This window comes from Collinsella sp. CLA-SR-H006, assembly GCF_040097075.1.
Taxonomy (GTDB): domain Bacteria; phylum Actinomycetota; class Coriobacteriia; order Coriobacteriales; family Coriobacteriaceae; genus Collinsella.
Genome location: NZ_JBBNPD010000007.1, coordinates 1 through 23,434 on the forward strand (window position 1 = coordinate 1; position 23,434 = coordinate 23,434).

General features: G+C 61.6%; 14 protein-coding genes and 1 tRNA gene. 3 read left to right on the plus strand and 12 right to left on the minus strand.

The features are described from left to right. Positions 1-316: 316 nt before the first annotated feature. Genes AAA069_RS05190 through AAA069_RS05200 form a run of 3 tightly spaced genes read right to left on the minus strand, consistent with a single transcriptional unit; the run spans position 317 to position 3,644 of the window. On the minus strand, positions 317-1,522 hold the full coding sequence (locus AAA069_RS05190; RefSeq protein WP_349127745.1) for an ABC transporter permease: 1,206 nt from the start codon (positions 1,520-1,522) through the stop codon (positions 317-319). Further along, a complete protein-coding gene (locus tag AAA069_RS05195; protein WP_349127746.1) occupies positions 1,509-2,696 on the minus strand; it encodes an ABC transporter permease in 1,188 nt (395 codons plus the stop codon). Before AAA069_RS05195 ends, AAA069_RS05190 begins: the two co-directional genes overlap by 14 nt. A 9-nt stretch (positions 2,697-2,705) precedes the next feature. Then, the gene (locus tag AAA069_RS05200; RefSeq protein WP_349071247.1) at positions 2,706-3,644 is read right to left on the minus strand and encodes an ABC transporter ATP-binding protein; all 939 of its coding nucleotides are present in this window, start codon (positions 3,642-3,644) and stop codon (positions 2,706-2,708) included. Between the two features lie 197 nt (positions 3,645-3,841). On the opposite strand from AAA069_RS05200, the gene AAA069_RS05205 reads away from it, so the two are divergent. Next, on the plus strand, positions 3,842-4,987 hold the full coding sequence (locus AAA069_RS05205) for a histidine kinase (RefSeq protein ID WP_161144988.1): 1,146 nt from the start codon (positions 3,842-3,844) through the stop codon (positions 4,985-4,987). Continuing rightward, on the plus strand, positions 4,984-5,613 hold the full coding sequence (locus AAA069_RS05210) for a response regulator transcription factor (protein ID WP_349127747.1): 630 nt from the start codon (positions 4,984-4,986) through the stop codon (positions 5,611-5,613). The genes AAA069_RS05205 and AAA069_RS05210 overlap by 4 nt, the downstream gene beginning before the upstream one ends. A gap of 597 nt (positions 5,614-6,210) precedes the next feature. Here AAA069_RS05210 and AAA069_RS05215 read toward each other — a convergent pair. From AAA069_RS05215 to AAA069_RS05255, 9 genes are all read right to left on the minus strand, one after another. Then, positions 6,211-12,507: an FctA domain-containing protein gene (locus AAA069_RS05215; protein ID WP_349127748.1), complete on the minus strand. Its 6,297-nt coding sequence runs from the start codon at positions 12,505-12,507 to the stop codon at positions 6,211-6,213. Between the two features lie 728 nt (positions 12,508-13,235). Continuing rightward, entirely contained in the window at positions 13,236-13,577 is a 342-nt protein-coding gene (locus AAA069_RS05220) for a 4Fe-4S dicluster domain-containing protein (protein WP_349116460.1), read from the minus strand. A 7-nt stretch (positions 13,578-13,584) separates the two neighbouring features. Next, positions 13,585-14,673 carry a nickel-dependent hydrogenase large subunit gene (locus tag AAA069_RS05225; RefSeq protein WP_349127749.1) on the minus strand — a complete coding sequence of 363 codons (1,089 nt, stop codon included), beginning with the start codon at positions 14,671-14,673 and terminating at the stop codon, positions 13,585-13,587. Positions 14,674-14,678: 5 nt separating this feature from the next. Next, entirely contained in the window at positions 14,679-15,389 is a 711-nt protein-coding gene (locus AAA069_RS05230; protein ID WP_349127750.1) for an NADH-quinone oxidoreductase subunit C, read from the minus strand. After that, complete coding sequence (nuoB, locus tag AAA069_RS05235) at positions 15,389-15,940, minus strand: NADH-quinone oxidoreductase subunit NuoB (RefSeq protein ID WP_349127751.1); 552 nt, start codon at positions 15,938-15,940, stop codon at positions 15,389-15,391. The genes AAA069_RS05230 and nuoB overlap by 1 nt, the downstream gene beginning before the upstream one ends. A gap of 12 nt (positions 15,941-15,952) precedes the next feature. Further along, a complete protein-coding gene (locus AAA069_RS05240; RefSeq protein ID WP_349127752.1) occupies positions 15,953-18,835 on the minus strand; it encodes a proton-conducting transporter membrane subunit in 2,883 nt (960 codons plus the stop codon). A 286-nt stretch (positions 18,836-19,121) separates the two neighbouring features. Next, positions 19,122-19,517, minus strand: a complete 396-nt coding sequence (locus AAA069_RS05245) for a transposase (RefSeq protein WP_006235758.1) — start codon at positions 19,515-19,517, stop codon at positions 19,122-19,124. Positions 19,518-19,964: 447 nt separating this feature from the next. Then, positions 19,965-21,995, minus strand: a complete 2,031-nt coding sequence (gene bilR / locus AAA069_RS05250; protein ID WP_349127753.1) for a bilirubin reductase, long form — start codon at positions 21,993-21,995, stop codon at positions 19,965-19,967. Between the two features lie 367 nt (positions 21,996-22,362). Beyond that, positions 22,363-22,439, minus strand: a tRNA-Met gene (locus AAA069_RS05255). A 196-nt stretch (positions 22,440-22,635) separates the two neighbouring features. Between AAA069_RS05255 and AAA069_RS05260 the strand changes: the two genes are divergently transcribed. After that, the gene (locus AAA069_RS05260; RefSeq protein ID WP_349127754.1) at positions 22,636-23,409 is read left to right on the plus strand and encodes a type III pantothenate kinase; all 774 of its coding nucleotides are present in this window, start codon (positions 22,636-22,638) and stop codon (positions 23,407-23,409) included. The last annotated feature ends 25 nt before the right edge of the window (positions 23,410-23,434 follow it).

The window sequence follows — 23,434 nt, forward strand, 5'->3', positions numbered from 1 at the left end:
CCTGCCCGGCACTTTCCTATCAGCCGTCGGGGGCGGCGCGCCCCGCGCCGGCAGCACCCAACAGGCCCTCTCGGGGGCAGGGACGTTCGGCCGTGCGCGGGCGCCCGGTCGGCGGCCCGTTCTGGGCGCGCCTCAATCGTAGCCCGAGACGGTCCCGGGCTGACAATTTCGACTGTAATGGACGTTCCCTTTCTGCCGGCAGCTGGGGACAGTCCTTGGCAACCCGGCCGGCAAGCCGGCGGTTCGGCAAAGACTGTCCCCAATGAGTACCCACCCGATGGCTAGTCGTTTAAGAACGCCCCCAACGACTAGGCGGTTAGGCGCGGGATTTGTTGTGGGCGAGGGCTAGGCCTACGGCGGCGATGGCGGCGGCGAAGAGTACCGTGACGCCTAGGTCGCAGGCGATGTCGTCCAGCACGGCGAACGTCAAATCCGAGGCAAGCGCCTTGCCGATCGCATCGTTCACCCAATATGTCGGCACAAAGTGCGCCACGGTCTGCACGGCCGGGCCCATCAGCGACAGCGGCATCCAGGCGCCGCCCAAAAACGTCATGAGCATGCCGAGCAGGTTGCCCACACCGTTGAGCAGCTCCTCGCGCGCACCCAGGCTCGAAAGGGCAAAGCCAACGGCCAGCGGCGTGCACGCCAGGGCAAACGTCGCCGCCAGTGCCAGGCACACACGGCCCACGCCGACCTCGGCGACCGCGCCGGCAAAGCCCACGACGCCCATCATGCTCGACACAAACCAGATGCAGACGGTGATCACGGCGGCGGCCGCAAACACGGCGAGCGAACGCCGGCGCTCGGAGATTGGGCCGGCATCCATACGACGCACGCGCTCGGGCTCGTTCATGCCCGAGAACACCAGTCCCACCGATACGATGACCGACGAGATAATCGCGTACGCGCCAAAGTTGAAATACGACTCGAGCGTGGCGGCAGCCGTCGAGTCGACCTTGACCTGCTCGATCTGGACCTCGGCACGCTCGGTGGCCGCGTGTTCGGCAGCCTTGGCAACGTCGCCGTTAGAAGCAGCGGGCTCAAGCGCCGCCGCAGCGCCCGCGAGCGAGATCCAGCGCGAAGCCTCGGCAGACGAAAGCGCCGCCGCCATGGTGCCGGCACCGTAGGTCACATCGAGCTTGGGCAGGGACTCCCCCGCGCGGGCAGCCGCGACCAGGTCGTCCTCGAACCCCTCCGGGATAAAGAACACGCAGTCGGCGCTGCCCTTGGCGCTGTTGCTCTTGGAGAGCGCGTCCGCAAGGTCGTACGTGTCATCGCCGACGCCCGTGACCAGGTCAAACCGCGAACCTAGGTGCTTGGTGAGCGCAAGTGAAAGATCACTGCCATCGCGGTCGACCACGATCACGTTGGCGTCGTAGGGCTTGTACTCGGTGAGCTGCGACGAGTTCCAGCTCACAGATGCCGCGATGAATACGCCCATCAGCGAAATGAACACCGTATAGATGAGCAGGTAGAACGGGTGCGCCAGCGCCATGCGAAGCGCGGTCTTAAAGGTGCTCATAGCGGCTCCTTCCAAAAATCAGCGTGGCGGCGGCAACAAACACCAGCGTCATGAGGACCAGCGCGCCCGCGCGAACGGCAAAAGGCCCCAAGTCTTCAAAGAAATACAGGCGGTTGAACATGTCGCAGATAAGCTTGACGGGGTTGAGCCAGCACTCAGCCGGGCAGGCGCGGGCGACGTCGTCGGCAAGCGCCATCGCTGGCTCGCCGTAGAGGCCGGCGAACAGGGCGCACGTAGTGGCAAAGCCCGTGAGGATGCCAGACTTGGACGCCTTGCCGCCCTTAACGGGAAGCGTGCCCACAAAGAGTCCCAAGCCCGTGGCGGCAAGCGCGGAAGCGGCGCCGCCCACCAAACACAGCCCCTCGCGCCCGCCAAAGTCGACGCCCACGACCAGACGCACGTAGCCGATCGCGATCGCCATCGAGGCAAAGGAGACCAGCCACGAGCCCACAAAGATACCGGCCAGCGACGCCGTTTTGGAAAGACCGCCCACGCAGCGACGCGCGCCAAGACCCGACAGATTGGGCTGCAGGTCGATGACGCTCAAGGCGGCAAACTCGGCAGACATCATCGCGACCAGGCCAAAGAGCGCGTAATAGTAGATGACCGTGCCGTCGGGCGTGGTGCGTGTCAGGCTTACGCGGCGGGTGCCGCCCTCGAGCGACAGGGCGCGCGCAACCGCCTCGGGGTCGGCGAGCGCCGCCGGGTTGTCCTGGGCAATCTGGGACATGAGCTCGGCATTTTGTGTATACGAGCTTGCCACCGTCTCCAAAATGCTGCGGTCGATGAGCACCGACGACGCACGCGAGTTGTCATAGCTCGAAAGCAACGTGAGTTTGGGCGTGCCCGCGTCGTCGACCGTATGGATGCCCGCAACCTCGCCGGCCTTAAGCGCACGGTTCGCATCGGCTGCGTCGTCGAGCTCGTGGGTCTCGAGCAGATGATCGTCACCTTCCTTGGCAAGCGACGTCGCCACGCCCTTAAAGGTCGAAGCGTCCCAAGCCTCGTCCGCCACGACGGCAACCGGCACCGGGTCGATCTTGCCGTCGGAGCTGAGGTTCGCAAACATAAACATGAACATCGTGGAAAGTGCAATGGGAAAGAGAGCGCCCCAGACCCACGTGCTCGGCCGGCGCAGCAGCGTCTTGACCGTAGTGATGATGGTGTTGAACATGGCCGCCCCCTAGTCGCGCAGCTCGCGGCCGGTGATCTCGAGGAACACGTCGTTGAGGGTCGGCGGCTCGCTCCACACGCGGCCGAGTGCCACGTCGGCAGCGCGCAGCGTGTCGAGGATGTCGACCAGATTGTGCGGGCTCGCTTCGCAGGTGCAGACGAGCTCGCCGCCGGACAACTCAACCGAAAGCACGTGCTCGAGGGCGCGCAGCCGCTCGACCGTGGCGGTCTCTACGGCGCTGACCTCGACAGTCACGCGCTCGCCCATTTGAATCATGCGTTTGAGCTCGTCATTGGTGCCCTGCGCCAGCACACGTCCGCCGTCCATGATCATGATGCGGCTGCAAATCTGCTCGACTTCCTCCATGTAATGGCTGGTATACACCACCGTGGCGCCCTCGTCGCGCAGGCGGCAGATGCCCTCCAGGATGGCGTTGCGGCTCTGCGGGTCGACCGCCACCGTGGGCTCGTCAAAGAAGATGAGCTCGGGCTTGTGCGCGATACCGCAGGCGATGTTGAGGCGACGCGCCAGGCCGCCCGAGAGCTTGCCGGGGCGAAACTTGGTAAAGTCGCCCAGCCCGACAAAGTCGATCGCCTCGTCCACCAGCGCGCGGCGGCGCTTGCGGTCGTTGACGTAAAGGCTGCAGAAATAGTCGATGTTCTCGCGCACCGTAAGCTCGTCAAACACCGCCACCTGCTGCGGCACCACACCGATGCGGCGCTTGAGGTCGTAGCGGGCGGGCGTCATGGGCTCGCCGAACAGCTCGATGGTGCCTTTGTCGTAGGCGAGCAGCTGCAGAATGCAGTTGATGGACGTGGTCTTGCCCGAGCCGTTGGGGCCCAGCAGGCCAAAGATCTCGCCGGGGGCGATGCTCAGGCTAAAGTGGTCGAGCGCGATAAGGTCGTCGTAGCGCTTGACGAGGTTTTCGACGTGGACGATGTCTGTCATGAGGCGGCCCTTCTGTTGATTGCGGCCCGGTACGATTGCATCATCGCAGGAGCGAGCGGCGCGCACCAGTGAGCTTTGTCACGAGTGCGGAGCTTGGCCGTGCGGCCTGCCGACGTCCCCGCTTTGCCGCGTGGGAGGAATGTCACGGTTGCGCAGGCGGTCCCTCCACCACGCGCGGCTTCGCGTACAATACCCGTATGAACAGGCTTTTCGACAAATCGATCGTGCTGGCGTGCTGTATTGCGGCCGCCATGGGTCTTGCTGTGGACGCTCGCCTGGTCGCGGCGTTTTGCCTTGGCGTTATTGCCACCTCGCTGGCCGAGGTCGTACAGGGAAACCGCGCCCGCCGTGTGAGCGAGGCCGCGAGCTACGCCTGCATCATCGCGGCTGTCTTCGTGCCGCCGTTTGTGCCGTTTGCGCCTCTCGCTCTCTATGACATCGCGCGACGCGTTCGCCGTGAACGAATCTGGCCCGCGCTGGCGATTGGCGCCGTGTTTGTCTGCGCGCTTGTCGCGGACCTTCGTGGTGGCGTGCTCACCACCCGAACGCTGCTGTTAACCGCCATCCTTTCGGTTGCCGCCACCTTGCTATCGCTACGCACCGCCCAGTTGGAGCGCGAGCAGCGGCGCATGCGCCGCACCCGCGACGAGCTGCAGGAACGAGCCCTCGCGCTCGAGGCGCGCAACCGCGATCTTGCCGATCGCCAGGACTACGAAGTCGAGCTCGCGACGCTCGCCGAACGCGCCCGCATCGCGCGCGAGATCCACGATAACGTCGGGCACCAGCTCACGCGCGCCTCACTGCAGGCCGAAGCCCTACGCGTGGTCCACGCCGACGAGCCTGGCGTCGCCGCCGATTTCGCCGACGTTAAACGCACGGTTGACGAGGCGCTCCAGCTTGTGCGCACCAGCGTCCACGCGCTCAACGACAACGCCGTCGACCTTTCCGTGCAGCTCGAACGCATTGTCGAAGGCACACGCTCGGACGGCGGCCCGCAGATTGAGCTTGAAGTTATGGCCGAACATGCGCCCGCAAACGTCGCCAACTGCTTTGCAGCGGTCCTGCGCGAAGCGCTCTCCAATACCATGCGCCACGCTTGCGCCCAGACCGTCACCGTACGGTGCATGGAGCATCCGTCGTTTTACCAGCTCATTGTTACCGACGATGGCGTGGGTGAGGTCCAAGCAAGCGGCCGCGGCACCGCAGAGGGCATGGGGCTCGCCTCCATGCGCGAGCGCATCGAGGCGCTTGGCGGCACCTTCACCGCCGGCCCGCGTGCCGGCGCCGGCGGCTGGCGTGTGTTTGCCACCGTTCCCAAACAGCAAGGAGATGAGGGCCGATGAGGCTCATCGTTGTCGACGACGACCGCTTGGTGGTCGATTCGCTCAAGATTATCTTGGGCGCCCAGCCGCAGATCGAAGTGGTGGGCACCGGTGCCAACGGCAACGATGCGGTGGCGCTCTACGCCGAGCACGCACCCGATATTGCGCTGCTCGACATCCAGATGCCGGGACGCGACGGCCTTTCGGCCGCGCGCGAGATCCTTGAGCACGACCCTGCGGCGCGCGTGGTGTTTCTGACGACGTTCTCGGATGACGAGTACATTGTGTCGGCGCTCAAGCTGGGCGCCCGCGGCTACCTGATCAAGACCGATGTCGCTGCCATTCCGCCGGCGTTGGCGCAGGTCATGGACGGCAAACGCGTGCTCGAGGGCAAGGCGATCGAGGACATCGATTTTGACGGAACGGACGTCGAGGCGGGCACGCCCCGCCGGCCCGCAGCCTTCGCCAGCCTGACCGACCGCGAGTTCGAAGTCGCCGAACTCATCGCCCGCGGCCTCGACAACAAAGAGATCGCCGCCACCGCCTACATGGGCGAAGGCACCGTGCGCAACCACATCAGCTCAATCCTGGCAAAGATGGGCCTGCGCAACCGCACGCAGATCGCTATCGCCTACCTGCGAGGGTAGTTGCCCGAAGACCGACCGTTCCGGCATAGCAAAATGGCTGCTACCGATTTAAGGCCATTTCAAAACTATGCCGGTTTACGGGGCCAAACTCAGGACCCCCATCCATACCCGCGTTTTCTGCAAAATGACGGCTCGTCTACCTGCGGTTTTATTTTCACGAATATCGGCATGGTTGGAGACTCGTAACTCAGCCCCGTAAACCGGCATAGTTTTGTTCGGGCGGCCCTGGACGAGTGCCTCCGCCAGCCTCGCGGGACCAAAATGATCCGTTTTCCTCCGTCCCCAAGGGATCAGCCGGAACCGCTCGCCACGAAATCGGCCCATCTACTACGTTTGACGCGATACCCATGACCATACCTTCGTTTTGAACAAAACCACAGGCGTTCTACCTGCGGTTTTGTCTTCGCGTTTTTTTTGGCATGGTTGGGGGTAAGGGGCTAAACGTAGTAGATGGGCCGGTTTCGTGGCGCCCCCGGCACACAAAAGTGCCGCCACGGAGGAGGGAGATGCCTCCGTGGCGGCTGGGGGTAGGAGTAGGTCGGAATTTAGCCCTGCCGGCCGCCCGGGGCCTTTTGGCCCCGGGCGCTGTCGACGTGCCTAGCGCTTACGGATACCCCAGACTAGGGCTCCGACGCCGGCCATGGCGATGACAAATGCCATAAGCAGAGCGGCAGCCTGTTGGTCACCCGTGGTGGGCAGGAAACCCTTGACCGTCTTGACGATGTTCGTCACGGTCTTGGGCGTGCCGGGGTCGGGCGTCGGCACGGGCGTCTCGGGCTTCTTGTACGTGTTGTTGAACACGATACCCTCGACGCTCTTGTCGCCCTTGGTAAAGGCAACGTTCGCCTTGAGGTTGCCCTCGCCGTCGTCGACCACGTTAACGGTCGCGGTAAAGACGGACTTGTCGTAGGTCATACCGGCCTCGTCACCCTTGACCTCGCTGATGGTGTAGACGTACGTACCGGGCTCGTCGTACTCGAGCTTGTCGAAGTTGATCTTGCCGTCGGCATCGTTGGTAACCGTAGACTCGATGTCCTCGCCAACGAGCTTAAAGCTAAACTCGTCCTTCTTGAGCTCGCGTCCCTCGAGCACCTTAATGGCGCCGATGGAGACCTGCGTGGGCATGGCGTGATACTTGTTGGTAAAGCCAGCCGACTCGGTGGTTCCCTCGAGCTTGTGCGTCGCGGCCAGCGTACCGTCGCCGTTGTCGGAGACGGTGGTCACGACGGTGTAGGTCGTGCCGTCATAGGTGACACCCTTGTACAGGCTAAGCGCGTTCGGGCGAGCCTCGCGCAGCGTGTACGTGTGCGTACCGGGCGCCTCGTAGTGGATCGGGCTCAGCGTAACGTTGCCGTTGGCGTCGTTGGTGCCGCTGGCGACAACCACGCCGTCCTCGAGCAGTTCAAACGTGAACTCGCCGGTTGCAAGGTCACGTCCGGTCAGACGCTTAACCGTCTTGACCTGATCGGTCACGGAAGAGTCGGTGGGCGCCACGACGTAGGTGTTGGTGAACGTGAAGTCCGCACCGTCGTCGCCGTTGCGCACGACACTCAGATGTCCGGCGCCGTCGTCAGTCACGGTGTAGGAAACCTTGCGCGTGGCGTTGGTGTCATTGGTCACGCCAGGGGCACTACCGGACTCGGTCACCGTGTAAGTAAAGGTGTGCGAGCGCGGAGCGGTGGGGGCTGCGGGCTCGGGCTCGTCGCTGGGCTCGTCGGCGTTGGCATCGGTGTCGGCCTCTTCAGCCTCTGCCTCGTCGGCCTCTGCCTCGTCGGCCTCGGCTTCGTCAGCTTCGTCTGCCTCGGCCTTATCGGTCGCATCGTCCGTCACGCCCAGAGCGCGGTTGAGGTCCTCGAGCGTAAAGTGGATCTTGCCAAAGTCCACGTTGCCAGCCGCGTCGTTGGTTGCGGTCGTGCGCTCGGGCATCGGGGCACTAGCCTCGTCGGCGGTCACGGTAAAGGTGAACTTGCCCGTGATGTCAGCCGGGGTCAGGCCCTCGGCAGCTTGGAGCTTCTTAGTGCCGGTGAGCGCGGCATCGACGGCTTCGGCGCCGTAGACGTTCTCGAACAAGGGCTCGACGCCGCCGTAGTCGACCGTTGCCGTCAGGGTACCGTCACCGTTGTCGACGACGATAACCTTAAAGCCAAAGCTCCACGTTGTAGCGGAAACGCCATTCGGCAGCCCGAATAAATCTTCGTAGGCCGTGTAGTTAATGGTCCAGGCAAGCTTGCCGTCCTTATCGGTACGATAAGCAAGCCCAGCAGCCTCAAGATTAGCAAGCATCTTGGTGTCGTAGTGCAGCGTATCAAAGCTCACGTGCCCGCCGATATTGGGCTTGAGGTTTTCGTATGCCACAAGCTCACCCTGATAGGCGATGCCGAACCAGAACTCGCCGTCGGCCATCGGGCGGCCGGTCAGAGTCTTGGTGGCAACGACCTGAGCAGCGGTGCCACCAGGCGTGTTGGTCGTAGCGCTGTAACTGTTGTGGAACGGCACCAGGGCTTTCTCGACCTTGTTCTCGCCACTCTTGTGGACCGTCTCATGCGTGCCCTCGGGACCACCGGAAACGGTCGTCGTAGCAGTGAGCGTACCGGCGGTGTCGTCGGCGATGGCGATCGTCACCGTGCGTACGGCGTCATCGTAGGTGTAACCGGGCTGGCCGTCGTTCTTTTCGGCCACGGTGTACTTGAAGGTCTTGCCGGCGTCAGCCTGCGTAAATTTAACCTCATGACCAGCCAGAATGTCGATCAGTCCGACCGTTGCCTCTGCCGTCGCAGGGGACTTGAAGTTGTTGGCTCCGGGCAGCAGGCCAAGCGCGTTGGCCGAGGCCTCGTCGGCAGGCGTCACGGTAAACGTGAACTGGCCCTCGGTCATGGGGCGGCCGTCCAGATACTTGCTGAGCCACAGACCGCCGGCCGCGGTGTAGTTAAGCTCAGTGCGGTACGTGTTGGTAAAGCGTCCGTTTTCCTTCTTGGTGACATTGGCGGTCAGCTTGCCCTCGCCGTCCTCGGTCACGGTTACTTCGGCGGTCGCGACGTGGGAGTCATACGTCATGCCGACCGTATTACCCGCGTTCTCGCGGATCTCGTACTTGTAGGTTCCGGCAGCCGTGTAGCGAATCTTGCCGAACTTGATGGCGGCAATGCCGTCCTTCGCATCGTGCTTGCTCACGGTTACGGTTGCAGGATCGGGTAGCGGAGCGCCATCGGGGGCGGTAATGGTAAAGCCGAACTCGTCCCCATCCGTCCACTCGCGACCGTCGATGGCCTTGCTCAGGTCAAAGTCGAGGTCTGCATCGGTCGGGGTCACGCTGTAAGTGTTCTTGAAGGTTGCGGTCTTGGCGTCCTTCAGGACATGCTCGGCCTTGAGGGTGCCGTCGCCGTTGTCCGTGATGGTGGTCTCGATGGTGTACTCGGCGTCACTGTAGGTGATGCCCTTGCTGGTGGTTCCGCCGTTGGCCTCGCGCAGCGTGTAGGTGTGCTTGCCGGCCTTGTCGTACTTCACGGCGCCCATCGTGATCTTGCCCTCGGCGTCGTTCTTGCCGGTGGCGACGACCTTGTCGCCCTCGACGAGCTCGAAGGAGAACTCGCTGTCCATGAGATTGCGGCCAGTCAGGACCTTGTTCGCGGTGATCTGGTCGGTAACGCTCGTCTCGACAGGCGTCACGTTATAGGTATTGGTGAACGTAAATGCCACATCGCCGTCCGGCTTGCGGGATACGCTCAGATTGCCCTTGCCGTCATCAGTCACGGTGAAGGAAACCTTGCGCGACAGATTGGCGTCGTTGGTCACGCCAGCCACTTCGCCGGACTCGGTCACGGTGTAGGTAAAGGTGTGCTCGCGCTTCTCGGGCTTCTCGCCCAGAGCCTTGTTAAGGTCGTCGAGCGTAAAGGCGATCTTGCCAAAGTCGACCTTGCCGTCAACGTCGTTGTGCACGCTCGTGCTCGCAGGCATAGGCGCGCCCTCTTCACCGGTCACGGTAAAGGTGAACTTGCCGGTGATATCAGCCGGGGTCAGAGCGTCGTCAACCTGCAGATTCTTGATACCCGCAAGCGATGCCTCGGTAGCATTCGTGGTGTAGGCGTTCTTGAACTCGATGCTCTTGACGTCCTTGGCGTCCTTCAGCTCGTGCGTGGCAACCAGCTGGCCCTTGCCGTTATCGGCGATGGTCGTCACGATGGTGTAGACCGCGTCATCGTAGTCAATACCGCCGGCGTTGCCCTTAACCTCATGCAGCTTGTAGGTGTGCTGGCCGATCTCGGTGTACTTGATGGCACTGAACGTCACCTTGCCGTCGGCGGCGTTCTTAACGGTCTCGACAGGCTTAACTTCCTTGTCAATGATTTCGAGCAGCTCAAAGCTGAACTCGTCGGCCGTAAGGTCACGCCCGGTCAGAGACTTGGTCACGGTAATCTGGTCGGTGACGCTGGACTCAACAGGATTCGTGGCGTAAACGTTCTTGAACTCGGTCTCGCCCGAGGTCACCTTCACGCCAGCGCTCAGCTCACCCTTCTTGTCGGGCGCTACCGTCACGGTGATCTCCGCGACGTTCTTGCTGTAGGCGATGCCGTCAATCGTGGTCCCGGCATGCTTTTCACTGACCTTGTAGACGTACGTGCCAGGTTCGGTGTATTCGATCGTGCCGAAGTCGATGGCAGCCTTGCCCTGGTCCAGGTCAGCCTTGCGCACGGTCGCAGTCCTAGCCGCAGGCATCGGGGCGCCGCTCTCGGATGTCAGGCCAAACTCAAACGCGTCAGCATTCGTCCAGTCGCGACCCTTGAGCACCTTGGTCAGGCCAAAGCTGGCCTTGGTGTTCACCATTGCCGGCGTCATGTCATACGCAAAGCTGATCTTGCCGTTGTTGCCCAGGTAGGAATTGACATGCGTCGCGGTCGCCTTGGCAGACACGTTGTTCCACTTGGGGTTGAGAACGTCGGTCGCGGTACCAGTGCTGTTGCCGCCCACGCTGCCCTTGGTAGTGTGGAGCTCATCGATAAAGGCCAAACGCGCGGTTCCCACGCTAAACGAAAGGTTGCCGTCCTCGTCGGCAACAAGAGCGCCGTCAAACTTCGCTGCGTCGCCGCCGACAAACTCGATGACAGCAGTGGCGGGCTTGGCCTCGCCGTTCGAGCCCCGCTCCTCAAACTCATCCTTGTAGTAATAGGTGCCAGTATCTGCCAGCGAATTCTTTGCAGGCTGCGTGCAGTCCTTATCCGCGTAAATGGGAGTCTGCTTCTGGAAGTAGTAGCAGCGGTTGGTGTCGGCCGGCTCAAAGGTCGCAACCGTATCACCCAGCGCACCACCGCTCCACTTGTTCGCGTAGAAGCTCACGGTCTTGGTGCCGTCAACGACAGTCGTATTATGCTCGATGTAGTTCTTGAGCCCTGCTACCTTCTCGGGCGTAAACAGGTTGTCAAGTGCGGCGCTCTTCACGCTCGAGGCATACTTCACCTGAATGGGCTTAACGTTGTCGACCGAAAGCTTGCCGTCTACGGTCTTAAAGTGACTCAGCGGAATCAACGACGCAGGAATGTTAACCGTTACGATATCGCCCTTCCGGGGATTGTCATCGCCAGCACGCTGCACGGTGATGAGCAGGTCTTTTGCCTTGCCGGAAAACTCGTAGGTGTCGGTATTGGTTTCTTTGTTGACCGTCTTGCTCGCCTTGGTAAACGACATGCCGTTGATGACGACTTCGGTAAATCCGTCGACCTGCATAAAGTCGCCCAGCTCGTCGGTAAACGTGATGTAGCCGGACTTGGTCTCGTCGTAGCCCTTATGGATTTCGGTCGGATAAGGCGGCTCCGATGTGATGGCCTGTGAGATGTCGTCGAAGACCTTCTTGAGCTCTTCAGCATTGGTCGCCGACTTGTAGTAGTCGGAGTTTTCCGCGCGTGTGCCAAGCTCGTCGCTCGCATACGACGTGGCATCGGGATAATTACTCGACACGGCGTGCATAAACTTGTTGACGTCGCTTGTCCCCTTTTTCGAGGGATCGGCAGCGGGGTCCGCTCCACTAAAGATGCCGATGGTATAAACGGTGGCCTTGCTGTCCTTCATGTTCTTGGCAGCCGTCACGGCAGCATCGGCGACGCCAGAATCAAACTCGCTGTAGCTCGTTGGCTTGCCGTCGGTAAAGAACACAACGATCTTCTTGGCATCTGCGCGACCAGAAGTGATATCCCCGGCCAGTTCCAGACCATAGTCGGCACGCGTAGCACCGCTTGGCTTGATTCCAGCAACTGTATCCTTAAGAGCTTTCACGTTGCCGCCGGAGCAATCGGTCAAACCCTTCATTACCTGCGAGTGGTTGTACTTGTATTGGCCTTGATAGTACGTGTCATTGCCGACCTTATCAGTCTTATCACCCGCAAACTTAACAATGGCAACCCTATGCTGCCTATCAACGCCCTCGATAGCCTCGTTTTGTTTGGCGATGGTATTGATAAAGCTGTTCGCAGCGCTCTTCAGTGCATCGATACGCTTGGTGCGATCTCCGCCACCCATAGGATCATCCATCGAGCCGGAGGCATCCAACACCATCACGATGTCAAGTGGCGTGGTGACTGTCACGGTTGAATTAGACGTCGAGGACATCGCCGAAAGCGTGGTCAAAAAGTCCGACTCTTCGTTTTCCCCGGTTGCCTTGACCGTCTTATCGGTCCAGATTCGGCCGACGTTTTGGGTCGTTACCTTATTGCCGCCGTGGCCTGCCGCCCAGATTTCCCAGCGTCCGCTGGTATCGGGGTCGACGACCTTTCCGGTCATTATCGGTCCGTCCATTCCCGTGCTGGACCTGGCGTTGGCCTCGGGCAGCATGGCGAATGCTGCGGCTGGCAACACCAGCACTACGGCCAGTATCACCGCCAAGAGACCCCTCGTGTACTTACTCATCGCGTCTCCCTTCTCACTGTCTCAAACCTTGCATCAGCCTAAAGTTACGAAATGAGACACAATTAGGGCAGGTGACACACGTTCCAGATTTGATTTTGGGCGTGAGACAAATGTCTCACCGAAGTTGAGACACGAAAGTTTTCGCAGGAAAACGGGTGCGACTCGGAGCCAACAGGTCAAAATGATCCGTTTTCCTCCGTCCCCGGGGGATCAGTTGGTAACGCTCGCCACGAAATCGGGCCATCTACTACGTTTGACTCGATACCCCGACCATAGCCGCTTTTCATGAAAAACCGCAAGCGTTCTACCTGCGGTTTTCATTTCGCATTACTTGACGTGGTCGAGGACTGCCGCCTAAACGTAGTAGATAGGCCCATTTCGTGGCAGACGGGTCACGCGGCAGCCCTCGTGAGGCAAAAATGATCCGTTTCCCTCTGTCCACGGGAGATCAAGGGCTGCTACGGATATGGTGCTATTTCAAAACTATGCCGGATTACGGGGCTAAAGTCGGAGTCCTCATCCATACAGCCTTTTTTTGAAAAACGGCAGGCTATCTACCTGCGGTTTTGTTTTTCGATTTTCTGTATGGTTGGGGATTCGCAATCCAGCCCCGTAATCCGGCATAGTTTTGTTCGTGGCAGCCCAACCGCGCGTTTAAGCGCGGGGCCGGTGGGGCATTTTTGCCCCACCGGCCCCTATTCCAGCGCTATACCAGCCCCATCCCAGCGTTACTCCGGCTTGGTTTCTACCGTGGGAGTCTTATTCGCCGCAACTGGAGTACGAGCGGTGTCCATAGTCAGGCAGTGCTTGGGGCAGCTCTCGATGCACTCACCGCACACCACGCAGGCATACGGGTCGATCGACCACGTTCCACCCTTGCGATCGACCGCGAGCGCGCCCGCCGGGCAGCGGCGCACGCACATGCCGCAGCAGATGCACACGTCCATGTCGTTGACGATGTGCCCGCGCAGGCGCTTGGGCGCCGCGAGCTTCTCCTGCGGATAGCACACCGTGACCGGCTGCTTGACCATAGAGCCCAAGGCCGTCTTGGCAAATGTCAGCAAACTCATGCCGCGCCTACCTTTCCGTGCAGCTAATGCAGGGATCAATGGTCAGGATAATCATGGGCACGTTGGCAATGAGCACGCCCTGCAGCGCATGCGTCAGACCTGCCAGGTTTTGCGACGTCGGCGTGCGCACGCGAAAACGGTCCAGATTCTTGGTGCCGTTGCCGCGCACATAGTAATACGCCTCGCCGCGCGGCTGCTCAATCACAACCTCGCCGCGCGCGCCGTCGGCCGGTGTAAGCTTGGTGCGCCCGCCGATCCCGTCGTGCGGAATCTTGCCCACAAGCTCCTTAATGATGTCCATGGCCTGCGTGACCTCGGCACAGCGCACCTGGCAGCGGGCATAGCAGTCGCCATCGCTAGCAACGATAGGCCCAAACGCGGCCAGATCAGCATAGGCGCCGTCGCCAAACATGCGCACGTCGTAATCCACGCCCGAGGCGCGACCGAACGGGCCGACCATCGACAGATCCAGCGCGTCCTTCTTGCTGATCACGCCCACGCCGTGCAGGCGCTCGCCGCAGCTATTGTCGTCCAAAAACGTATGCACCAAGGCCTCGTAGTCAGGACGCATGGCATCGAGCGTCTGGACAATGCCCGCCAGTTCGGAGTCCTCAATGTCGTGTTTAAGGCCGCCGATCTCGTTAATCGAAAGGATCACGCGGCCGCCGCAGGTGCTCTCAAAGATCTTAAGAATCTGCTCGCGTAGGGTCCACGAACGATAGAACAGTGCCTCGAAACCAAAGGCATCGGCGAGCAGGCCCAGCCACAGCAGATGCGAGTGAATGCGCGAAAGCTCGTGCAGAATGGTGCGGATATACTGCACGCGGCCGGGCGCCTCGATGTCGAGCATGCGCTCGCAGGCGCTGGCATAGCCGCAGCTGTGACCCACGGCGCAAATACCGCAGATGCGCTCGGCGATGTAGCCAAACTGATGCATATCGCGCTTTTCGGTGAGCTTCTCGAGCCCGCGGTGTACAAAGCCGATCTGCGGAATTGCCTCGAGAACGCGGTCGTCCTCGATCACCAGGTCCAGATGAAGCGGCTCGGGCAGCACCGGGTGCTGCGGGCCAAACGGAATGACGGAGCGATGTGCCATGGGCCTTACGCCTCCTTTTTCTGCTTGTCGCGGGCAGCCTTGGCGGCAAGCGCCGCGCGGACCTTGGCCGCTTTTTCGGGATCCATGGCGGCGAGCTTTGCCTCCATCTCGGCAGCCTTGAGCGCGGCCTTGGCAGCGGCCTCATCGTGCTGAGCATCGGAACCGGCAGCCGCAGCGGGCTGAGCGACGGCAGCGCCCGCAGCATCGCCAGTGCCCTCCCCCGCAGCGCCCGTGGCAGCGGCGGCCTTCTCGGCCGCGGCCTTGCGCGTCTTGGCCTCGGCAGCGGCACGGACCTTCATGGCTTTCTCGCGCGCGGCCTTCACCTCGGGCGTGATAACGCTCATAGGCCCGGCAGTCGAGACCTGGTAGAAAAAGCCCTTAAAGTCGATCTGCATGTCGGTGATGGCAAGCCCAAACAGGTCGTGGACCTCATTTTCAAACGGGAATACCGCCGGATAGTACGAGCTGATGGACGGAATCTCTTGGTACTGATCAATTCCCTCAACCACCAGGTTCTCAATCGCATAGCTGCCGTCCTGCGCAATATGCTCCTGAGCAGCACGAACGTTGATAAACGTATAGACCAAGCGATACGAGCCGTCGTCGACGTTGCGTTCAGCGTGCATTTGCACAAAGCGCGCGCCGACGCCCTTAAGCGCCTGGACATGCGACAGGAGCTCTTCGATCCCGACGGTGGTATAGATTGCCTTTTGCATTACTCGGCCTCCCTTGCAGCGGCGGTCGCGTCGCCGGCCCCCGCAGCCACAAACCCGTCCTCGCCCAGCTCAACGCCACCGTCCCAAGTAGCGGCACCGCCCACGGTAAGCGGGTCGCCGCCGGCGCGCATCACGGCCTCCTTCTGGTCCAGGATGCCACACGCCTCCACGATGGCATCGATCACCGTCTCGGGGCGAATGGCGCACCCGGGCGCGTACACGTCCACGGGAATCGCGCGGTCCACGCCGCCGATCACGTTGTAGGCATCGCGGAACACGCCGCCCGAACACGCGCAGACGCCGCACGCCACCACGCACTTGGGCTCGAGCATCTGGTTGTAAATCTGGCGCACGACGGGCAGGTTCTGGGCATTGACCGACCCCGTCACCAAAAAGATGTCCGCATGCTTGGGGTTGCCGGTGTTGACCACGCCAAAGCGCTCCGCATCAAACAGTGGCGTGAGCGAGGCCAGCACCTCGATATCGCATCCGTTGCAGCTCGAGCCGTCGTAATGAATAACCCACGGCGAGCGCGACATTTTATGATCCATGGATGCCGCCTCCTAAATAAATACGTCGACGAGGATGGGCATAAGGTTGAGCAGGCCAAACACCAGCGCCACGCCCCATCCGAGCCTAAAGCAGCTGCGCCAGGTGCTACGTGCGAAGGTGTTGTCGATCAGGACCTCGACAAAATACGTCGCGGCCATCACGACCAGGGCAACCACCCAGCTCACGGGGTTGTCCCAAACAAAGAACATGCCCACCCACATCAAAAACAGCACGGTCTCGCACCAGTGCATAAGGGTCATCTTGGCCAGCGTGCCGCCGCTCATCTCGGTGGCGACGCCCTGGACAATCTCCTGATGCGCGTGATGCGAGTACGAAAGGTCAAACGGCGACTTGCGCAGCTTGATGGTAAGCACCGCGAGCAGCGCCAGGAAAATGGGCGCGCTGTACACGATGATGGGGGCCGACTGCCCCGTCGCGGCGATGGAATCAAAGCTGTCGGTGGCAAGGTACAGGCCCACGCTCATCAGCAGAACGGCGGGCTCGTAACTCATAACCTGCAGCAACTCACGATCGGCGCCAACCTGGGCAAACGGGCTTTGCGTCGAGGCGGACGCCAACACCACAAAGATCGCGGCTAGCGTAACCATAAAGGCGCACAGCAGCGTGTTGGAGCCCGACACAAAGATGCCGCCGCCCACGACGGTAAAGATGAGCGCGCACGCCATGTAGGTATCGTCCATGGTGTTTACGCTGGCGGGAGCCTTGCGCAGCAGCTTGGCAACGTCGTAGAAGGGCTGCAGCAGGCGCGGACCCACACGGCCCTGCATGCGGGCCGAAAGCTTGCGGTCAACGCCGTCGATCAGGCCACCAGCCAAAGGCGCCAGCAGGGCAAACACCACGGTACCAATAAAGATGCCCACGACGCCCGAACCTTCGAAATACTTGCCGCGCAGCACCGATGGCGCGCTCATGGCAAGCCTCTCGGGCCCAATCCACGCGCAACACAGCAGCGCAAACAAGATAATGCTGCAGCACACGACGCTACCCGCGGGGCCAATACGCTTCTCGCCAAGGGCGTCCTCCGAGTACCAATTGCGCTTTTCGGCCTTCACCTCGTGTCCCATCGAGCCGCGGAAATGGCGATATTTGTCGGTTCCCACACCCGAAAGATATACGTTTACGTGCGGCTTGTTGCTCACGCGGAATGAAGTCAGCAGCACCACGGCGATAAACGCCACGATAACCACCATCAGATACATGGCGTCCTTGCCAATAACGTACGGCACGCGGCCAAACACCATGGCCAAGTAAGGCGACACCAGACCGCTCGAGATAACCGGGAACGCCACGCAGCACAGAATCAGCAGCGCGGCGATGGTGTTGAGCGCCATCCATTCGGTCTTATGGACATTGACCTCAACGTTTTGAGCCGTGGGGTCGACGCCCGAAAGCTTGGCAAGCCACTTGCCCCAGAAGTAAAACGTCGCGGCCGAGCCAAAGGCCAGAACCATGATCATGAGCACGTTGCCGGTCTGCGCAAACGCCACCAGGGCGCCCCACTTGGACACGAGCATGCCAAACGGCGCCACAAACATGCCCATGATGCCCAGCATCATCAGGCGCGTCAGGTGCGGCATGCGGCTGAACATACCGTCCATGTCCTCGATATCGCGGCTGCCGATATGATGCTCGGCGGTGCCCACGCACAGGAACAGCAGCGACTTGGCCACCGTGTGGAACAGGATCAGGAAGATGGCTGCCCACACGGCCTCGGGCGCGCCGACGCCCAGGCAGGCACTGATGAGGCCCAAGTTGGAAATAGTGGAGTACGCGAGCACGCGTTTGGCGTTGCTCTGCGAGATGGCCATGAGGGCCGCGAGCAAAAACGTGATGGCACCCACACTCGTGACCATAAAGCCGGTCACGGGATAGATGGCATAGAGCGGGCTCAGCTTGACCATCAGGAACACGCCGGCTTTGACCATGGTTGACGAGTGCAGCAGGGCGCTCGTGGGCGTGGGGGCAACCATGGCGCCAAGCAGCCAAGTGTGGAACGGCATCTGTGCGGCCTTGGTAAGGGCGGCGAGCGATAGCAAGATGACCGGCATCACCAGCAGCGCGGACTGCGCGGTGCCGGCGCCGGAAAGCTCGATCATGCCCGAGATGGTCAGCGGCATGCCGTTAACGTGCAGGTACATGAGTCCGACCAAAAACGCGATGCCGCCCAGCATGTTGAGGATGATCTGGGTGAAGGCGTTCTTGATGGCCTCGGGCGTGCGCGTGTAGCCAATCATGAGGAACGAGCACACGGTGGTGATTTCCCAGCCGCAGAACAGCCACTCAAGGTTATCGCTCGTCACGATGACGAACATGGCCGAGAGGAACAGGAACATAAGCGCCAGGAACTGCGGGCGACGGTCGGGCGCGGTCTGCCCGCGCAGCGCGGCCTCGTGCTCGTCATGGGCCTGGAAGTCCTTCATGTAACCCAGGGCATACACGCAGATCAGGCTGCCGACGATACCGACGGCGAGGACCATGATCACGCTCATGTAGTCCAGGTAGAGCGGCGTCGCCGTGACGGCTTCGGCCGCGGGCAGCGTCATGGCTGCAAAGGCGAGCGAGCCCACCAGCTGGACTATGCCGAGCACCGTGGTGAGCGCGTTCCTATATTTATACGCGTTGTACAGGATGACGGCGCACAGGATGACATCGATGGCGGAGCTGATGATCGAGAGCACATGCGAGGTGCCGGGGGCAACCTCAAAGCTCTGCGGACCCGTGCCAAAAAACAAGACGGCGACTACAACTGTCACCGCCATAATAATGCCGGAGCCTACAAGCCCCACCGCATCGCGGGCGCGGTCACCGCGCGCGAGCAGCATGCCCAGCGCCGGTACCAGCGGAAACAGGGTAAGGAAATACAGTAGCGTCATACCATCACTCCCCCATGCAAAAACGCTGCAATTGTTTAACGTTATAGCTCAATTGAGGAGTAGCGGCGGCGGGTTTTCGGTCAACTGGGGAGTTTTAGGCGTACGGGGCAAGGGCACGTCCGCTTTGGAGCAGAGAGGCGACGCTCCCCCTATCGCAGCGACAGGCGCGCGGGCCACTGCGCGCAGTTTATTGGCCACTTTGGAGGATGTCCCGACAGGCTCGCGCCGGTCCAAAAAGTTGGCGCGGCAAGAAAAATGCGCCCCTGTGGGCGCACCATCCCGTTTGCTATTCCGCCTTTTTAACGCGCGGCTTGCGACCGCGCGGCTTATCGACCAGTGCGGACTCACCGCTCTCACGGTACTGACGGCACCAAGCCTTGACCGAAGACTCGCTGGGAATCTTGTGCTTGATCATGGCCTCGCGAACCGTCAAGCCGTTTTCCAGACGGTCCTTAACCACAGCGAGCTTTACGTCGTACGAATAGGTGTGATGATGCGAACCGGCATTGAGAACGGCGTCGGCACCGCCCACGGCATACGCGCGGGCCCACTGACGAGCCGTGGCCTGGGGAATGCCAAGCTCCGCGGCGAGGGCGCGATGACCGACCCCCTCTTGGAGGATCTCGACGGCGCGCTGCCTAACCTCGGGCGCATGCGTGCGAGTCCTAGTTGCTTCCGACATACCTGCCACTTCTTAGCCTTAACCGTTAATCTGCCTTCTTACGTGCAAGTTAGATAGTAGCATTTTACTGTTTGCTCAAAGCAGTTAATTAAAATAGACGCGGCGTTATCTGGGCATTTGGCACCAAATTACGACATTTCTTTATCGATTATTTACGCTGGTAGCTGACTCACGGCTAATCGTCATTCGCTTGTCAACAAAATTGGCATCTCTTTATGTCCTTTGGTATAGAGGATATGGTTATTAACCCCTCCCCCAATAATTTTGAGTGATCTGCGAGGCAGTAGACGTCCGCACTCCTCATGATTACCGCGCATTGCCATCCACCGGAGCAAAACAAAAAGGGCGAGACCTGCGCGCTTGCAGGCCCCGCACCGGTTGACATCCGACGGGACACAGCCGGGCGAGACGGATCCGTGCTACCGACCCGCCTGGCCGCGAAGTTAACTACAGCTCGTTGGCCGCGTGATATGCCGTGCGAATGGCGCTCGCGATGTCGGCGGTGCGCTCGCCCGAGCAGTCTCCCACGCAGGTCACGGGCACCGTCACGCCATCCAGGTCAAACGCGTTGGCCTTGGAGCCCACGGCCATCACCACGTAATCGCAGGCGATCTTTACCGGCTCCTCGGCGCCGTCCTCGGTAGTGCGAATGGCCTCCACGCCCTCGTCGGTAATGGCGGTCAGGCGGGTCTTCACGTGCTGCTCCACGTTGTGCTCTGCAAAGTCGCTCATAATCAGCGGCAGAATGGTCTCGGACTCGCCCGCGGCAATCTTGTCGAGCATCTCGACAATCGCCACCTCGCAGCCGCGCTGCAGCAGGTACTCGGCAGTCTCGGTGCCCACCAGGCCACCGCCAATGACGGCGACGCGGCCCGTAAGCTCCACCTTGCCGGCCAGCACGTCCCAGCTCGAGACGACCTTGTCCGAGTCGGCACCCGGAACGGGGATGACCACGTCGTGCGCGCCCACGGCAACAATCGCAGCGTCGGCGGCGTTGAGGTCCTCAGCGGTAGCGGCATGGCTGAGCTCAACCTTCACGCCCAGGCCGGGCAGAATCTTCTCGTAGTACTCAACCGAGCGCATGATCTCATCCTTGCGCGGAGGCGCAGCCGCCAGCACAATCTGGCCACCCAGATGATCGCTCGCCTCGTAAACGGTCACGTCGTAGCCGCGCTTGGCCGCCACGCGTGCGGCCTCTAGGCCGGCGATGCCGCCGCCCACCACGGCGATCTTCTTGTCGCCCTCGCCCGGCTTAATGGCTATGGTCGCCTCGTCGCCGTTCTCGGCATTGAGCACGCACGAGATGTACCTGCGATTTTGAATCGCATCGACGCAGCCCTTGTTGCAGTTGAGGCACTCGCGAACGGGCTCGCCCGTGGCGGCCTTCAGCGCAATGTCGGGGTCGCACATGAGCGAGCGGCCGTAGGCGATGATGTCGGCCGCGCCGTCTTCCAGAATCTTCTCGCCGGCCTCGACCGAGACAACACGGCCGACGGTTGCCACCGGCACGGAAACCAGGGCCTTGACGCGCTCGGCCACGGGCAGCGTCCAGTTGTAGGGCATGGCGCCCATGGGCGGAATGGTGTCTCCCATGTTGCCGGTGTGGTTGGCCTGCGCGACCTGGATCATGTCGATGCCCGCGCCCTCGAGCAGCTTGGCGAACTCGCAGGCCTCGTCGGGCTGCAGGCCGCCCTTGCCGCGCGGCGTGCCGTCGGGGTTCTCCATGATCACGGGGAGCTTGTACTCCACCATCAGCTGCGGCGCTGCTTCCTTAATGGCAGCGACGACCTCGAGCGCATAGCGAACGCGGTTCTCGAACGAGCCACCATACTCGTCGGTGCGCTTGTTGAGGATGGCCGAGCACAGCGAACCCACCAGACGGTCGCCGTGGACCTCGATGGCGTCGATCCCGGCCTGCTGCGCGCGGGCGGCCGAGGCAGCGATGGCCTCCTTGATCTGGGTGAGCTGCTCTACGCTCGCCTCGTTCACAAAGTGCTGCATGTCGTGGTGCAGCTTGGCGTAGGCCTGGTTGCGGATCTCGTTGGACTCGGCCATCTTGGCGGCAAAGGTCTCCTCGTCGCCGGCGGCCTTGGCCTCCTGCGCGGCCTTGGCGGCGACCATGGAACCCATGACCATGCGGCCGACACCGGGCACGTCGTACTCGGGGTGGAACAGCTGCAGCGCGACCTTGGCACCGTGCTTGTGGACGGCATCGGCCAGCGCCTTAAACGTGGGGATCTGGGCGTCGGTTGCCAGCTTGGGCGTGGGGCTTGCGGTCATGACGGGGGCAACGTCGCCGATGACGATGTAGCTCACGCCGCCACGGGCCAGGCGCTCGTAAAAAGCCAGGCTGCGCTCGCCAATGGAACCGTCGCGCTCCTCGTAGCCGGTGGTGAGCGGCGGGAACATAATGCGGTTTTTGAGCTCAAGGGGGCCAACCGTAATGGGCTGGAGCAGCTTGGATGCAGGTGCGGTCATGAACATTCCTCTCTTGTAGGCGCGACGGCGATGATGCCGCGTAGTTGTCTAGAGGATATGGCATGGGGGCACAGCGGCACAACGGAAATCGGCGAATATCAGGTGGCAGCAGGTGGATGGGGCGTGGCGGCCCGTCGGTTTGTCTCAATCTGTAACAGTTACTCGGCAAAACCGGGTCTTACTGTTACAGATCGAGACAAACACGACCCAACCCACCGGTATATCTCGATCTGTAACACCTAGCCGCCCAAATCGGGTCTAGATGTTACAGATCGAGATTTTGTTTGAGAGGCCGAGAATTGGACCGAAAACACGATCCCGAAATAACAAAAAAGCTCGCCGGCTAGGCCGACGAGCTGCAAGTTCTTGGTCGCGGGGGCAGGATTTGAACCTACGACCTCCGGGTTATGAGCCCGGCGAGCTACCAGACTGCTCCACCCCGCAATGTCTGGGCGCCTCATGTGCGCAAGAAAGGATATTACGCGGGAGTTCGGTAAACGGCAAGGAAAATCTCGTAGAGCATAATTCCTTCATATTTAAACCCCTCAGCCCCTATCACCGTAAACGAATCGCAGCCGAGCGCCGTCGACGGCACGTATACAATGGTGTGCGTCCTTTTATGCCGACACCGGGAGTAGACATGCTGCTCGCTATCGATATGGGAAACACGCAGACGGCCATGGGCCTGTTTGACGGAGACGAGCTGGTGCAGTCGTGGCGCATGCCCACCGACCGCTCCTATACCGCCGACGAGATCCATGTGCGCCTGATGGGTTTCTTTAAGATGTACGGCCTTTCGCTCGATGCGGTCGACGCGATCGCCTTTGCGGGCGTGGTGCCGCAGCTCTCGCGCGAGTGGCGCGCCGTGGCCGACCGCATTGCCGCAGACGCCATCGTCATCGGGCCGCAGACGGCCGCCGTGACCAAGCTGCGCGCGGCGCGCCCCCAGGCCGTTGGTGCCGACCGCATCGCCAACGCCGTCGCTGCCGAGACCTTCTACGGCTCCCCGGCGATCGTGGTGGACTTTGGCACCGCAACCAATATCGACGTCATCGACGAGGACGGTTATTACATTGGTGGAGCGATCGCGCCGGGCATCCGCATTTCGATGGACGCGCTCGCCGCCCGAGCCGCCAAGCTCGCCAGCGTTCCGCTCGAGGCGCCCGAGCACGCCATCGGCCGCGATACCGAGGAGTGTATCAAGGTCGGCGCCGTAACGGGCGCCGCCGCCATGGCCGAAGGCCTGGTCGCGCGCATGAAGCGCGAGCTGGGGCGCGAGGACGCCGCTGTTATCGCCACGGGCGGCCTCGCCAGCATCGTCGCCGATTCGACCGACGCCTTCGACATAGTCGACGGACAGCTCACCATCAAGGGCATCTGCGAAATCTACCGCCGCATGCAGGAGCTGGGATAGAGCAGGGGCTTAAGTCGAGCACGCC